The organism is Sphingobacterium phlebotomi (genome assembly GCF_008180195.1).
GTDB classification, from domain to species: domain Bacteria; phylum Bacteroidota; class Bacteroidia; order Sphingobacteriales; family Sphingobacteriaceae; genus Sphingobacterium; species Sphingobacterium phlebotomi.
On sequence record NZ_VTAV01000010.1, the window covers coordinates 1 to 14,960 of the forward strand.

General features: G+C 41.8%; 17 protein-coding genes and 2 tRNA genes. 8 read left to right on the plus strand and 11 right to left on the minus strand.

Features of this window, described 5'->3' with window-relative positions; translation table 11 throughout:
- The 6 genes from FXV77_RS13670 to FXV77_RS13695 form a co-directional block, all read right to left on the minus strand.
- Positions 1–319: DUF4136 domain-containing protein (locus FXV77_RS13670; protein ID WP_246162468.1), on the minus strand; the 319-nt coding region annotated here is incomplete at its 3' end.
- 45 nt (positions 320–364) lie between these two features.
- On the minus strand, positions 365–1,990 hold the full coding sequence (locus FXV77_RS13675; RefSeq protein ID WP_148919800.1) for an NAD+ synthase: 1,626 nt from the start codon (positions 1,988–1,990) through the stop codon (positions 365–367).
- A 13-nt stretch (positions 1,991–2,003) separates the two neighbouring features.
- Complete coding sequence (locus FXV77_RS13680; protein ID WP_148919801.1) at positions 2,004–2,414, minus strand: type II toxin-antitoxin system VapC family toxin; 411 nt, start codon at positions 2,412–2,414, stop codon at positions 2,004–2,006.
- Positions 2,414–2,662 carry a DUF6364 family protein gene (locus FXV77_RS13685; RefSeq protein WP_148919802.1) on the minus strand — a complete coding sequence of 83 codons (249 nt, stop codon included), beginning with the start codon at positions 2,660–2,662 and terminating at the stop codon, positions 2,414–2,416. The genes FXV77_RS13680 and FXV77_RS13685 overlap by 1 nt, the downstream gene beginning before the upstream one ends.
- A 125-nt stretch (positions 2,663–2,787) precedes the next feature.
- On the minus strand, positions 2,788–3,426 hold the full coding sequence (locus tag FXV77_RS13690; protein ID WP_148919803.1) for an FKBP-type peptidyl-prolyl cis-trans isomerase: 639 nt from the start codon (positions 3,424–3,426) through the stop codon (positions 2,788–2,790).
- A gap of 69 nt (positions 3,427–3,495) precedes the next feature.
- A complete protein-coding gene (locus tag FXV77_RS13695) occupies positions 3,496–4,179 on the minus strand; it encodes an FKBP-type peptidyl-prolyl cis-trans isomerase (protein ID WP_148919804.1) in 684 nt (227 codons plus the stop codon).
- Between the two features lie 634 nt (positions 4,180–4,813).
- On the opposite strand from FXV77_RS13695, the gene FXV77_RS13700 reads away from it, so the two are divergent.
- The gene (locus FXV77_RS13700; protein WP_148919805.1) at positions 4,814–5,437 is read left to right on the plus strand and encodes a fibronectin type III domain-containing protein; all 624 of its coding nucleotides are present in this window, start codon (positions 4,814–4,816) and stop codon (positions 5,435–5,437) included.
- 159 nt (positions 5,438–5,596) lie between these two features.
- Entirely contained in the window at positions 5,597–6,025 is a 429-nt protein-coding gene (locus FXV77_RS13705; protein WP_148919806.1) for a CBS domain-containing protein, read from the plus strand.
- 34 nt (positions 6,026–6,059) lie between these two features.
- On the opposite strand, the gene FXV77_RS13710 is transcribed toward FXV77_RS13705, so the two are convergent.
- The 5 genes from FXV77_RS13710 to panC all read right to left on the minus strand — a co-directional run bounded on the left by FXV77_RS13710 (position 6,060) and on the right by panC (position 10,593).
- Positions 6,060–6,569: a thioredoxin family protein gene (locus tag FXV77_RS13710; RefSeq protein WP_148919807.1), complete on the minus strand. Its 510-nt coding sequence runs from the start codon at positions 6,567–6,569 to the stop codon at positions 6,060–6,062.
- 4 nt (positions 6,570–6,573) lie between these two features.
- Positions 6,574–8,811 carry a TonB-dependent receptor gene (locus tag FXV77_RS13715; protein WP_148919808.1) on the minus strand — a complete coding sequence of 746 codons (2,238 nt, stop codon included), beginning with the start codon at positions 8,809–8,811 and terminating at the stop codon, positions 6,574–6,576.
- Between the two features lie 181 nt (positions 8,812–8,992).
- Entirely contained in the window at positions 8,993–9,364 is a 372-nt protein-coding gene (locus FXV77_RS22465; protein WP_246162469.1) for a hypothetical protein, read from the minus strand.
- A gap of 2 nt (positions 9,365–9,366) precedes the next feature.
- A complete protein-coding gene (panD, locus tag FXV77_RS13725; protein ID WP_148919809.1) occupies positions 9,367–9,717 on the minus strand; it encodes an aspartate 1-decarboxylase in 351 nt (116 codons plus the stop codon).
- A gap of 30 nt (positions 9,718–9,747) precedes the next feature.
- Positions 9,748–10,593, minus strand: coding sequence for a pantoate--beta-alanine ligase (panC, locus tag FXV77_RS13730; RefSeq protein WP_148919810.1), 846 nt, complete (start codon positions 10,591–10,593; stop codon positions 9,748–9,750).
- A gap of 145 nt (positions 10,594–10,738) precedes the next feature.
- Here panC and FXV77_RS13735 point away from each other — a divergent pair, with 145 nt between their 5' ends.
- From FXV77_RS13735 to FXV77_RS13760, 6 genes are all read left to right on the plus strand, one after another.
- Entirely contained in the window at positions 10,739–11,563 is an 825-nt protein-coding gene (locus FXV77_RS13735) for a glycogen/starch synthase (RefSeq protein WP_148919811.1), read from the plus strand.
- A 139-nt stretch (positions 11,564–11,702) separates the two neighbouring features.
- The gene (locus FXV77_RS13740; RefSeq protein WP_148919812.1) at positions 11,703–13,100 is read left to right on the plus strand and encodes a Gfo/Idh/MocA family protein; all 1,398 of its coding nucleotides are present in this window, start codon (positions 11,703–11,705) and stop codon (positions 13,098–13,100) included.
- An 87-nt stretch (positions 13,101–13,187) separates the two neighbouring features.
- Complete coding sequence (locus FXV77_RS13745) at positions 13,188–13,517, plus strand: DMT family transporter (protein ID WP_148919813.1); 330 nt, start codon at positions 13,188–13,190, stop codon at positions 13,515–13,517.
- A gap of 74 nt (positions 13,518–13,591) precedes the next feature.
- Positions 13,592–14,665 carry a peptide chain release factor 1 gene (gene prfA / locus FXV77_RS13750; RefSeq protein ID WP_148919814.1) on the plus strand — a complete coding sequence of 358 codons (1,074 nt, stop codon included), beginning with the start codon at positions 13,592–13,594 and terminating at the stop codon, positions 14,663–14,665.
- 73 nt (positions 14,666–14,738) lie between these two features.
- Positions 14,739–14,812 (plus strand) — tRNA-Asp (locus tag FXV77_RS13755).
- Positions 14,813–14,880: 68 nt separating this feature from the next.
- Positions 14,881–14,954 (plus strand) — tRNA-Asp (locus FXV77_RS13760).
- The last annotated feature ends 6 nt before the right edge of the window (positions 14,955–14,960 follow it).

A 14,960-nucleotide genomic window follows, 5' to 3' on the forward strand; every position in this document is an offset into this window, starting at 1 on the left:
ACCCATAAGATGGGCTATATACCATACGGCTTTTATTGTTTACGATGGTAATATAACGAAAAAGAATGTCCGGGTTGTCTTTGGAATATTGCATGCCCAATGCTTCCAGTTCCTTATTGGCAGCATTCAGGATATTGCTTTTGGCAATATCATTGTTAAGATAATTTTTAGATAGCGAATCCACAGGAGGAAGCCAGCTATAGGTCTTATATTGCTGGAAATCCTGATGATGCACTCGTGTGGTATTATATTTAACCGAGGCACAAGATGCAAGGATGGCTATAAAGCCCAACATGAAAATATATTTTATCGTATTCATAATAACCCCATTTTATTTTATTAGACGATATTGCCCGCCAAAGGTTTAAAAATACTTCGCAACCAAAGGCATTACTCGCCCGCTGCCGAATGCTTTCGGGCTTACACGTAGTATGGGCGGAGCTTGGAAGCGTTTAAACTCGGCATTGTGGAGTAACTTAGCGATGCGTTTGACCAATGTTTCATCAAATCCCGATTGAACAACCTCTATAGCTGATTTCTCTAATTCGATCAATTGATAAAGGATGCTGTCCAATATATCGTAAGGCGGTAAAGAATCGGAATCTTTTTGATCTGGGCGTAATTCTGCGGAAGGCGGTTTAACAATCGTGTTCAAAGGAATGATTTCCCGTTCGCGATTAATATAACGTGCCAACGCATAGGCTTGCGTTTTGTAAACATCGCCAATAACACTCAATGAACCCGCCATATCACCATATAATGTTCCATATCCTACGGCTGCTTCGCTTTTGTTAGAGGTGTTTAGTAGGATATGGCCAAATTTATTGGAAAGAGCCATGAGGATTGTTCCTCGAATACGCGCTTGTATGTTTTCTTCTGTAAGGTCAGGAGCTTGTCCTGTGAAGGAATCCGCCAGTGTATGATCAAAAGCCTTGGCAATGTCTTCGATAGGAATAATTTGGTGTGCACATCCTGTGTTCTCCACTAAATCCAAAGCATCTTTTACGGAATGCTCACTGGAATATTTAGATGGCATCAAGGCGGCAAGCACATTTTCTGCACCTAGCGCTTCGCATGCTAATGCAGCAACAATTGCCGAGTCCAACCCACCCGATAGGCCAAGTACGGCTTTTTTAAAACCAGATTTCTGAAAATAATCACGAATTCCTAGAAGGAGCGCTTGGTGTATCAAGGCGATCTCTGAAGGTTTTTGCTCTGGGAGAGTTGGTGCTTGCCCATAAATGTCCAACACCGTGTAATCTTCCGCAAAAGCGTTTAATGCTGACAATATATTTCCGTTTCTGTCAAGTGCCAATGAACGTCCATCAAAGATAATATCGGTATGCGCCCCAATTTGGTTAACATAGACTAAGGGGCATCCTGCCTTGATAACATTCCGTTTTAAAACGTTAATTCGATTTTCGAAATGCGTGTAAGAAAAGGGGGAAGCAGCTATATTGATGATGAGTGATGGATTCTCCTTCCGTAGCTCGGCCATTAAATCGCCCACATAGGAGTTGGAAACTTCGTCGTCCCACAAATCTTCACAGACGGTAAGCGCCACTTTCTGTCCATTGATGTCGATACAGGAAGCAGTCCTGTTTGGTTCGAAATATCGGTATTCGTCAAAGACATCATAATCCGGTAATAAGCTTTTCTTACAGATGTGCTGGATTTGACCATCCGCCAGTAAGACGGCAGCATTGTAAAGCGCTTTGCCTTCGGGATCCGTATTGACCACGGGCGAGCCGATAACACAGCTAATGCCTTGGCAAGCTGTTGCAATCTCGTGTAAACTATCGGCACACTGTTGAATAAACTGAGCGTTTCGTAAAAGGTCTTTCGCAGGGTAACCACTTATAGCAAGTTCAGCGAAAACAATTAAATCTACGCCATCTGCTTTGGCGCGCGTAATATGACGGATAATTTTCTCGTTGTTGGCGGTAAAGTTGCCTATATGATAATTCAGTTGAGCAAGCGCTATCTTCATCTTGGATGGGTTGTTATTTTCGGTGTAGGTATTCCTTTGCTGTTAAAATGGGAATATTAAGTTTTTTAAAATCTTTCTTATTTCGTGTAATAATAATATCCGTATTATTTTCAATTGCTGTATAGTATTGAATAGCGTCCTCAAAATCTTTTTGATCCGATGTCAATGCCAGTTCAATTATTTTATCATCTAAGGGTGAAACATCAACCAGTACTTTAAATTTAGCCAATATTTTTCGAGCATCATGCGTATTGTAATGTTTGGAAAGTAAAAAGTGTGCATTCGCTATAGTCAAGGACGATATAAATAGTTTTACTTTTTTATCATCTCCAAGTGTGAACAGTTCCTGAGCTTCTTCATAAAAACTTTCGCGTTTTTGTAAAAGATCGATGACGATGTTTGTGTCAATAAAAAGCCTGTCCATTAACAGTATTTCTTATTTAAGTATTCATAATATTCTTTTTTGTAATCTGTTTCATCCTCGCGTGGAATAACGCCAGTCAAACTCTCTACAAGAGGACTAACTTTAACATCTTTCTTGTCGTCTTTATTTGTTAATGAATCCAAATAATTTTCAATAAGTTGCGACAGGCTTACGCGATTACTTTTAGCGTAGTCCTTCGCGCGATCGATGATGTGCTTGTCTAAATTTAACGTGAGTTTTGTATTCATCTTTACTCTGTCTTTACGTGTAAATTTAAAAATAAATCACGTATATTACAAGTTTTTGAATTTTTCCCGAAAAACCAAAGCCCGCTGATTCACATAGCGGGCTTTGGTTATTTGTGTAAACTAGTTTACTTTATATCCACCACTTCAATATAAAAATGCAAGGGAGAATCTGCAGGAATATCATCCGAGGCTGCATTATCATAACAGTAAGGTGATGGTGCGACGAACTCGATAATAGCTCCTTTCTGTAGCCCTTTTTCGGTAAGTCCGCCAATCTTATAATCGTTTCCGTTTAGACGGATCTCTTTTGGATAAAATGCATAATTCCAAGCGACAATTAGGCTGCCTAGGGGAGAAGAAAAGGTTTCTTTTTTCGGATCGTCCGCAGTCGTTTCGTCAAACACGTCGCCATTCAGTAATTTGCCAACGTATTTTACCTTCACCGTAGGATTGGAAAGACTTAGCCTTCCCATGGATCCGGGAACTAGGCGATAGCTATATGATCCTTCTTCTCCTGGTTCATGGATTTTGAACCAAATACCGGTAGAATCATCTAATACCGCTCCGGGAAGCCGCTCTTCTGCAAAATCCTTTAGTATAGGGGCCTGTTCTTCCAGCAGGGCTTCTATCCGGGCATTGTTAATGGAATCTCTAATTCGTTGTTCTTCTGCCCAGTCGGTTCCATTATCGTCGGATTTACTACAAGATGTGAAGCCCATTGTGGCTAGCACAAAGAAAAAAAGAAGTTTTGATAGGTTGTTCATTGTTTTGATTAAAAAAAGAGCGTGTCTAATGTTGGACACGCCCTCTGTATATTATTTGTGATTGTTTTATTATTCGATACCTAATACTTCGAATTTATAAATCGCCGGAGCATTTGAAGGAAGATAATCCGGTGCTTGTTGACCCGAATACAGAGGTGTAGACCAATAAGATGGCGATATAATGCGGATTTCACTGCCTTTTTTCAGACCTTTTTCGGTCAGTCCCGCAAGAAGACCTAAATTGACGTTGTTACCGTTGTATTGTATAGTGTATGGAGAAAACCCTATCAGCCACGCCACAGTTAAGTTTGTGTTTGTGTTCGTAAAATTGTAATCACTTCCTGTCGCATCCTCTTTGAGTGGCGTTTCGCTTGTTAAAGAGTATACGGCATATTTTAATTTCACTTTTGTCGGTGGGTTTATTTGATTTGCATAACTAGTAGAGAGCTCATATTCATATGCTTCGTCGTCTACTTGAGTCGGTTCCGCAAGTACTTCATACCAAATACCTCTTTTAACCGTTTTTCCTAACCGTGGTAATGAAATCGTAACGGTATCTTCTTGCCAGTTTCCTTCCGTCAATGCTAAGTAATCTTGAATCTTGATTTTTTCGGCAGAAAGCAGAGAGTCCAAAGTTTTTTCTTGTTTTAAAGCTTCTGCTTCGTAATCTATATCGTCATTGTCTTTCATACAAGAACTGAATGCAATTGCCGCAAATGCTAATACAATTAATGGTTTAAATAGAGTTTTCATAAATTTTAATGTCTTTTCTAAAGGATAGAACGCAGGTTCATATCTTAATGCTACAGCAAAAGTAAGAAATTTATGTGCTTTTCTGGAGATCTTTTGTCAAACCATTCCATTTCTATTCTTGGAATATAGTCCTGTTTTTATACCGTCACAGCGATCTGTTAAACCAAAAGAATAGTTTTGTAGGGAATACAGAAGTTTTGTTGGGGCGTTACGTTTCTGTTTCTGGAATAGGATTCCGTTTGTATGCCACAACGCGTATTTGTTAAACCAAAAGAATCTTTTTGTTGGCAATAAGCATATTTTGTCTGACAATAAGGATTCCATTTCCGGCATATAACCTGGTTTGTATACCATGACGTTTATTTGTTAAGCAAAAAAGATCTTTTTGTGGGCAAAAAAGAAGTTCTTTAGGGGAACAAGTAAATTTGCCAAACTTTTAAAAATGCTGTTTCTGCGCTGTGAAGGCATAAAATTATGGATTTTTAGCAGGTAGGGGGTCAAATTGCGACAAAATTTTCCGAAAAAGTGAAAAATTTTGGCACGATTTGACCCCCTGTTTCCTACCGTGCCCTCCTATATTTGCGCCTGTTGGTCAACATAGACATTATTTTTTTAATCGTTAAAAACATTCATCATGGCAAAAACAACATTAAAAACCGGCGCGGCGGGCAACAGCGAAGCAGCGTATGTAAAATTCGTTGAAAATATCGTGGTTAAATTAACGGAAAACGCCGCTTTATTCCCGGCTGTAGAACCAGAACGGGATACGTTGGAACAGGCACTTTCGGAATTCAAACGGGCGCAGGCCGATGCGGCGTATAGAGATAGGCGTTTGGTTGTCATCAAAAATCAGGCTTATGCCGCATTGAAAGCGGAGGTGTACCGTATATCACTTTATGTAGAACGTCAAACGGAAGGAGATGAGGCCATGATCTTGGCGGCGGGTTTTATCCCCTCCAAAAGAGGTGTGCACGTGCTGGAGCCGGCTCCCAAACCGAAAATCTTTTTAGTGAAGGTCAATGCGCACGTTTCCGGGATTGTAGAGCTTAAAGTAAACAGCTGGAGGAGGGTACTTGCCTATCAGTTCGAATATCGGAAGAAAAACAGCGATAGCCATTGGAACAACGTGATCAGCTCGAAATCCAAAGTGACGATAACCGGGTTGGAGCCGGTACAAGAATATGAGTTTCGGGTAGCCTATATTGGTCGAAATCCGCAGATAACCTATAGTGATATTGTCAGTTCGTATGTATTTTGACCGCTATTTTTTTTATAGGAACAAAACCGTTATCTTTAAACAGTAATAGCCAATTTTACCGTTGTCGATACGTTTTTTTATCGTGCTACGGTATTTTTGGAAACCAGTTCCTGATACGATCAGGAGCGTGTTCATCAGCCATTATAAATTGATAATAATATGAAAACCGTAAAACACATCCTCCAGGCAAAGGGCGCTGTGGTGTACGCTGTAAGCCAAAGCACCTCCGTTTTTGACGCTTTACAAACGATGATGGAAAAAAACATCAGTGCGTTGTTGATTATGGAACAGGCAACATTAGTGGGGATCTTCACCGAAAGGGATTACGCCCGGAAAATTATCCTGCAGGGAAAATCGTCCAAAGAGACACCTGTTCAGCTCGTCATGACACCTGGCCCACGCACGATTACAACCGACGAAAAAGTGGAGCATTGCATGGAACTGATGACCAATAACCATGTGCGGCATTTGCCTGTCGTAGAAAGTGGTCAAGTGGTCGGCATGATTTCTATCGGTGACCTCGTGAAACATATTATCGAAGATCAAAAGCAGACTATTGACCAACTTCAAAATTATATCAGTAGTTAGAATAGCCCGCAGTATCCGTTTGCGGGCTATTTTTTTAAAGCGTTTGTAAATTACTTACGCTTATGTTGCCGATTGCGTCCAATAGTTCTTTTAATTGCTTGGGAGTCAATACACCGCCGTGGTGGAACAACGTTTGATAGTTCTTGTCTAGCAATACCCACGTTGGAAAAGCGAGCGTGCCGGGACCGTTTAAAGTCCGAGCAAGTTCGTGCGTACCGGTATTTTTGCCTGTAGGCTTGAAAACATAGTCCTTGCCTTGAAACGAAAGGTTTTCTTTACTTTCAGCGTTAAACTCGACATAATAGAATAAGTTCGCGCTTAAGGCGAAATCCCTGTTTTTTCCTATTTGGTTTTTCTGCATCTGGCAATATTGACACCAATCGGTAGATAGCAGAATGAGTATCGGCTTCGCTTGTTGCGCCATCAGACTATCCACCTTGGTGATATCCACCGGATTTATCTGTGCTTTACAAAAAGAACTGAACAGACCAATTATGGCCAGCAATGCAGTATAGTTTTTAGCTAATCGAGCTATCGTCATCATGCTATTATCTAAACAAATTATACCGAACCCCTAAGAATCCACGAATCCCTTGGTTAGGTCCATACACGTAACTTGGATCGAACGGTAGCAGACTCGGGTCATCAATTTTTTCAAATGGGTCATGCGCACGGGAGATAATAAAGGGAATCCCTTTGGTGGGCTTCCAGTTCAGTAAATTCTTTACACCACCAAAAATTTCAAGCCCGTTACGGAAATGCTTCGTGACTTGTATATTCTGGATACTCCATGCCTTGGACTCGTCTGGCCTAGGATCGTCCTCACCCAAAACAGGTAAACGCATAGGGCCTATGACATTACCAGTATAGTCAAAACTTAATCCTAAACGGTTCCAGTTATAGCCAATGGTCCAGGTACCCATATATTTTTCGGTCAGCATCTGCCATTCACGTTCTCCTCCTTCTTCACTGTATACATCCATCACGGTACCGCCGATCATGGCTTTGAAACCACTCGAGTGTGCCCAATCCAAATTGACAGAAATACCTTGTGAAACGGCATGTCCATCTAAATTGGAATAGATAATTTTATTGATGTCGGTGTCATAGTCAGGGATAATTTTATTGGTAAAGTAGGTATAAAATGCACTCGCATCGATCCCAAACACAGAACCATTATCCGAATAAAATTTCTTCACGTAATTGATGTTCGTGTTCCATGAAGTTTCGGGCTTGAGATCACCCTCAAATACCACATCGCGTGCGCCTGTTAAAGCGGCATGGTCTTCCGTGAACACATTTGCCACACGGTAACCGTTCCCGACACCGATCCTCAATACCTGAGTTTTGTCTTTGGAGTTCCATTTATAATTCACACGTGGGGATAAGATACTTCCGTGAATAGAATTATAATCGTAACGTGCTCCAAGCAATAACTTGTGCTGCGGATGTAAGGTGATTTCATCTTGCACAAATAGCCCGGGCAAATGTGTGTGCGATACTTCGGTTGTTGCGGGCGTGTTATCGTCGTAGTAAGTATAACGATAAGCTAGTCCGGTCAGTAGATCATGGTTTTTAATTTGTTTATGCCATGTTAACTGACCGAAAAAAATTCGCTGATCAGCAACATATTCGGTGTCGCCGTAGACACTATTTTGATCGTGACCATTGGCGCTGAAAGAAAGTGAGAAATCCTCGCTGCCGGGTAAGTCGTAAACGCCCATCACTTCCCAACGTTTGGTATAAATACTTTCGCCATAAACCTCATCACCTCCACGATATTGCCTGTTCCAGTTCATTTCTCCACCCCAACGGTCTTCGTAGACATACCGGCCGGCCAGCGAGAATGTTTTGTTGTCTTTGCGTGCAAAATTCCACTTATTGAAGATGGAGATCCGGTCTTGTAGGGTGACATCTGTAAAATTATCTCCGTTCTTATCCGAAGGATTCGAATAGTTAAAATAATTCACGCCTAACAACGACTGAGCAGAACCCACCTTAAACTTGCCTCCGAGATCTAGGTTGTATTCCTGCCAGGTTGTCCCGAATGTTTCTAAGCTAAATAGCGGCGCGTTTTCAGGTGTTTTCGTGATGATGTTTATGAGACCACCCACCGCTTCACTACCGTATAGCGTAGAGGCCGGACCTTTTACTATTTCTACACGTTCAATTAAGGCTTGCGGAATCCCATTTAACCCATATACGGTGGATAGGCCGGAAACAATAGGCATACCATCAATCAATACCATGGTATACGGGCCTTCCAGACCATTGATATGAATGTCGCCGGTATTACATACACTGCAATTGATCTGTGGGCGTACACCATTTATATTCTGGAGAGATTCGAAAATTGTTGGAGCTGGATTAGCCCTGAAAAATTTGGCAGAATAGACCTCTACTGGAATGGGGCTTTCTAATTTGGATACTTCCCGCAGTGTGCCCGACACCACGACCTCATCTAAATTGCGATTGTCCTTTTGTAGTATAATACGAAGTTGCGAATTCTTTTGGGATTCATGGATGTTTTGTTTATAGGGTAGATAACCTACAGCCCGCACGACCAATGTTGTTTTAGCAATTTGAATGTCGTCCAATTGGAAGTATCCATCTTTATCTGTCGTCGTTCCTATAGTAGAACCTTCTACTAATACGCTGGCGGCGAAAATGGGCTGGTTATCTGCATCCGTGATCTGACCTTGTATTGTTGTCTGGGCGAAAAGTGCCAATGGGAATATATAGAGTAAGGCTATTAGGGCAAGCCTGTAGTTGTATCTTTTTGTCATGTAAATAATTCATATGAAGCTCAAGCCACATCGCACAATCATGAAGTCTGCGTTTTGTCATGTAATGACAACGCGATGATGGGCTTTAAGCGAATGAGCGATCCAGATCTGTATACAGACCTTATCGTGTAATAATAAATTCGTTTAGTTAAATTTCCGATAGCTATTCGGAAAGTGGAGATTAGGATAAAGAAGAGGCAGGAGGTCCCCGCAGATCATAGTGAAAGAGTAGTGTGGAAGGCGCATTTTCCACTAACTCCGCATAGTGTATGCGAAGCATAATCGGCGTAATGGAAAGCTCGAAAGCCTGTAGATCACTAGCTACGAATACGCCGGCAAATACAACGTTTAAAAATTGAATTTCATCATCAGATTCGTGATGATGAGGTTCGCCTTTTTTGGTAAAGTCATAGGGGTGAATGTGCGTAACCATTTCCCCGGTAGACGTAACCTCCTTGTGCATAAATACCACACCACTGGTGATAATCGCTACCATCCATACGCTTAGTGACCAAGCGATGAAATTGCGATATGTGGTACTTAATTTATGCATTGCTACAATGTCAATTTATTGTTATGATCGGGAAATAGCAAAGTGGGTTTATGTACTTTTGCTTCTTCAGGCGTCATGCTCGCATAGGAAATGATAATAATAATATCACCCACCTGCACCAATCGGGCGGCAGCACCGTTAAGACATATGGTGCCTGTTCCCCGTTCACCCGGAATAACATAGGTCTCTAATCGAGCCCCGTTATTGTTGTTTACAATCTGCACCTTTTCGTTTGCAACAATATTTGCTGCATCCATCAAATCCTCATCAATCGTGATACTTCCCACGTAGTTCAGTTCCGCTTGTGTAACACGGACCCGATGAATCTTTGATTTCATTACTTCAATCAACATAATACAAAATTACCTATTTTTTTTTAATCCTCAATCCAATAACATATTATCAATCAATCTGACACCTTCTACCCAGGCAACAAGTAATGCCACATGCTTTTTTGTGGGATCGATCCGCTCGATTTCTTGTAACGAACGTGTTTCACAGATAGCCAGATATTCGACTTCGACTTCATCCTCTTGCTGAAGGATATCGAATGCTTCTTTCTGAAGCGTGTTTAGTTTACGGATTTTAAAATAACGCTTGATATGGCTCAAGGAACGATATAGCGTCAAAGCTTTATGCTTTCCGGCTTCCGAAAGGCGTATATTACGTGAACTTAATGCGAGACCTTCCTCGCTTCGGACGGTTGGGCATATATGGATAACTATGGATAGATTTTTTACGTCAATTAACCGTTGGATGACCATAACTTGCTGGAAGTCCTTTTGACCAAAGCAAGCAACATCAGGTTCAACTAAACGGAACAGCTTATACACGATCTGGGTTACTCCTTGAAAATGCCCCGGTCGCTTTTCTCCCTCCCATACTTGTTCCAGACTTCCGAGATCAAGATGCCACGATTCTTCTTTTTTGGGATACATTTCTTCCACAGTAGGTAGAAAAGCGACATCACATCCGATCGCTTGTAACAGCTGTAAGTCGTTTTCTTCCGGCCGTGGGTATTTTTCAAGATCGCTCGGATCATTAAATTGGGTGGGATTTACAAAAATACTGCATACCACAACATCAGCAATTTGCTGTGCCTCTTTTATTAACGAAAGATGTCCTTCATGGAGCGCTCCCATAGTTGGCACAAGCGCTATGCGCTGCTTGGCTTCCCGTAGTTTTTTTTGGTAAGTTTGAAGGGTCTGTTTTGTTTTAAATATCTTCACCGCAAAACGTTAAAATAAGGGCGCAAAATTGCAGAAATAAATTCGTAATATAAAGGTATGAAACTTAATGAATTGTAAAATTCATAAAATAATCGTATCTTTGTGGACCGATTTTACTGTTCGATAAATAAAAAAAGAATTGGAGATGGCAAAAACGAAAATATTGTTTGTAACCCATGAGATGTCGCCTTTCCTTGAAATAAGTAAAATTTCTGAAATAACACGCCAATTACCACAAGCGATGCAAGAAAAAGGATTTGAAATCCGTATTCTGATGCCGCGTTTCGGTAATATCAATGAGCGCAGAAATCGTCTTCATGAAGTGATAAGGTTATCGGGAATGAACATCGTGGTGGATAACAATGACAATCCGCTCATTATTAAAGTTGCTTCATTGCCTGCTGCACGGATGCAGGTGTATTTTTTAGATAATGAAGAGTATTTTCAACGGAAAAAGGTTTTCCGTGACGACAAAGGAGAGTTCTTTGCAGACAATAACGAACGCTCTTTGTTCTTCTGCAAAGGTGTATTGGAGACTGTGAAGAAGTTGGGATGGTCTCCAGATGTGGTGCATTGCCACGGTTGGTTTTCTGCTATGGTTCCAGCATATTTGAAAACGGCCTACAAAGATGATCCTACATTTAAGGATGCTAAAGTGATGTATTCTCTCTATGCGAACGAAGAATTTGATGCTGTTGGAGCTAAATACGGAACAATGGCGGCGCAAGCTGATATGGGTGCTGAGGAAGCAGCTGTCTATGGCGATGGCTCGTATGTAGATTTGTACAGGGGAGCGTTGTCGTATACCGATATAGCTGTATTTGCTGATGGAGATATACATCCGGAACTTAAGTTATATGTGGAGCAAAATGGAATCCGTAGCTTCTCGCCTGAAGGAGATACTGACTATGAGGGATTCGCAGAAGTATTTGAGGAGTTTTCTACGGTTGACGTAGAGGAAACGGCTTAGGTTTTTCATACTATTTTTAAAGGAAAGGTGCGATATTTATCGCGCCTTTTTTTGTTTATACGAAGTTATTGTTTATTTTGGGCATACTAACTGCATTGTCGAATGCAAATGTTTAATAGACAATTATAAACGGAATAACATGGTGCGTTTTTCAAGAAGATCATTTTTACATACTGTCGCTTTACTGGCCGCAGGAACGGCGGTATCGCTACCCGTAAATGCGTTTGGGCTGCATCGCAAACTTAGAGTCACATTAGTCGGTACAGGTGTACGGGGTATATCCTTTTGGGGGCGCCGCCTCGTAGAACAATATCCAGATCAACTGGAATTTGTCGGCCTAAGCGATATCAATCCGGGTAGGTTGCAGTATGGAAAGGAATACATGAAAGTGGATTGCCCGACCTTTGTCAGTTTTAAAGAAATGCTGAGCACGACCAAACCAGACTTAGTGATTGTCTGTACGACAGATTCGTCTCATCACGAGCTGATAATCCAAGGGCTGGCTGCCGGTTGTGACGTACTGACTGAGAAACCGCTGACCACCGACGAGATAAAAGCGCAGGCAATCTTGGATGCTGAACGCCAATATGGTAAAAACCTGATTGTAGGGTTTAATTATCGTTGGAGCCCATATATGACGAAAATCAAGGAACTGATTATGAACGGGGAGATTGGAGAGATCACGTCGGTTGATTTCAATTGGTATCTCAATGTCCATCACGGGGCATCTTATTTTCGTCGCTGGCACGGACTAATGGCCAAGGGCGGATCACTATGGATACATAAGGCTACGCACCATTTTGACTTGCTCAATTGGTGGCTGGATTCAGAACCAGAGGAAGTATTTGCTTATGGTGCACTGGAACACTACGGTAAAAACGGACCTTTCAGAGGAACAAGTTGCCGGAGTTGCTCGTATAAAAAAGAATGTGATTACTATTGGGACATCACCGGGGATTCCCACGCAATGAAGCTGTATGTGGCCAACGAAGCGCATGACGGGTATATTCGTGATGGATGTGTTTATCGAAATGAGATCGATATTTACGATAAGATGTCGGCTCAAATTAAATATGCCAATGGCGTGATAGCTAATTACTCACTGACTACATATTCTCCTTTTGAGGGCTGGCGGATAGCCTTCAATGGACAGAAAGGGCGTATCGAGGCTTGGTTGGACATCCCATGGATGAAAAATGACAGTTTGGATCAGGAGAGCCTGCATGCTGCGGAGATGCAGCAAGCGGAAAACATTGATGTCATCCATGAGCCGGTAGTGCTTTATAAAAACTGGAAGGATTACCAGATCATCCAGGTAGCCAGTGAACGTGCCGGCCACGGTGGCGGGGATCGTCGATTACATGACAAATTGTTCAAACAGTCGGACGCTCCTGACCCATATGGCCATGCAGCCGGTCTGCGGGATGGCGTGATGTCTATTTTGATTGGCGTGGCTGCCCGGCGTAGTATAGAACAAAGTAACCCTGTAAAAATTGCTTCGTTGACGGATTTGAAACCCAAAGTCAAGCGAGGGTAATAAAATGAAAGCTTTCATTTTTTATCATTTGTAAAAAGAATGCTGTTCTTATGTTCGGATATTTGTCGTTGATAAATAAAAAAAACTATGAACTGGATTATATTAATTATTGCGGGATTATTTGAAGTGGGATTTACATCGTGTTTGGGAAAAGCGAAACACACAACTGGAACAGAAATGTACCTTTGGTATGGCGGCTTTGGTCTATGCCTCACAATCAGCATGCTTCTGCTAATGAAGGCCACCCAGGCATTGCCTCTTGGAACTGCCTATGCTGTTTGGACTGGTATTGGCGCGGTCGGAACTGTCTTGGTAGGTATTTTCGTATTTAAAGAACCAACTGATTTTTGGCGTGTATTTTTCATTTTTACATTGATCGCTTCTATTATTGGTCTCAAGGTGGTTTCCACACATTAATACCAAAAAAATACGTACTTTTGTGCCTAATAAAATCGGGAAATACGTTCCCGTTATTAAGAGCATTACGCACTATGTTAGAGAAACTACAAGCAATAAAAGAACGATGGGAGGAGGTGGAAGCCGAATTAAGCAACCCCGATACGATCAACGATATGAAACGTTTTGCCAAGTTGAACAAGGAGTATAAAGACTTGGGTAAAATTGTAGAACAATATCATATCTATAAAAACATCGTTAGTAATATCGATACTAACAAGGATATACTCGCTAATGAAAAGGATCAAGAGCTACGGGAGATGGCGAAAGAAGAACTCGATCTTTTGCTAACAGAGAAAGAAGAAAAAGAGGAAGAGATCCGATTGATGCTTATCCCGAAAGACCCTGAAGATGCGAAGAATGCTATTATTGAAATTCGGGGCGGCACAGGAGGTGACGAAGCCGCTCTATTTGCCGGCGATTTGTATAGAATGTATACACGATTTTTCGAAACAAAAGGCTGGCGCACGGAAGTAATGGATGTAACGGAGGGGACGTCTGGTGGATACAAGGAGGTTATTTTAAAAGTCATCGGCGAAGATGCGTATGGTCAATTGAAGTATGAATCTGGTGTGCACCGTGTGCAACGTGTCCCAGATACCGAGACACAAGGACGCGTTCATACATCTGCGGCTTCAGTAGCGGTTTTGCCAGAAGCGGAAGATGTCGATGTAGAGTTAAATCCAGGTGACATCGAAATGCAAACATCCCGTTCGGGTGGTGCCGGAGGACAAAACGTCAATAAAGTAGAGACGAAGGTACAGTTGACACATAAGCCCTCTGGTATCGTTGTGGTTTGTCAGGTCGAACGTTCACAACTAGCAAACCGCGAACTTGCTATGGAAATGCTTCGTAACAAATTATACGAGTTGGAAGTGCAGAAAAAACACGGTGATACAGCTGCTAAGCGCAAAACAATGGTATCTACCGGAGACCGTTCTGCTAAGGTACGGACATACAATTATCCGCAGGGACGTGTTACCGAACACCGTATTGGAATGACACTTTATAACCTCCCCGCGGTTATGGATGGTGATATTCAGGGTATTATAGATGCGCTCCAATTTGCAGAGAATGCAGAGAAAATGAAAGAGGGTGCGGTAGACTAACTTTTTTCAAAAAAATTTCCGCATTCTGCAAAATACACCTATATTTGCACACCTTCAAACGGGAAGGATAATAGGTCTGGTAGTTCAGCTGGTTAGAATACATGCCTGTCACGCATGGGGTCGCGGGTTCGAGTCCCGTCCAGACCGCTAAAAAAAGAAGCATTGCTTCAAAAAGTTCTTAGAATATACAAATTCCTATTAAAGGGAGAAAATGAGGTCTGGTAGTTCAGCTGGTTAGAATACATGCCTGTCACGCATGGGGTCGCGGGTTCGAGTCCCGTCCAGACCGCTAAAA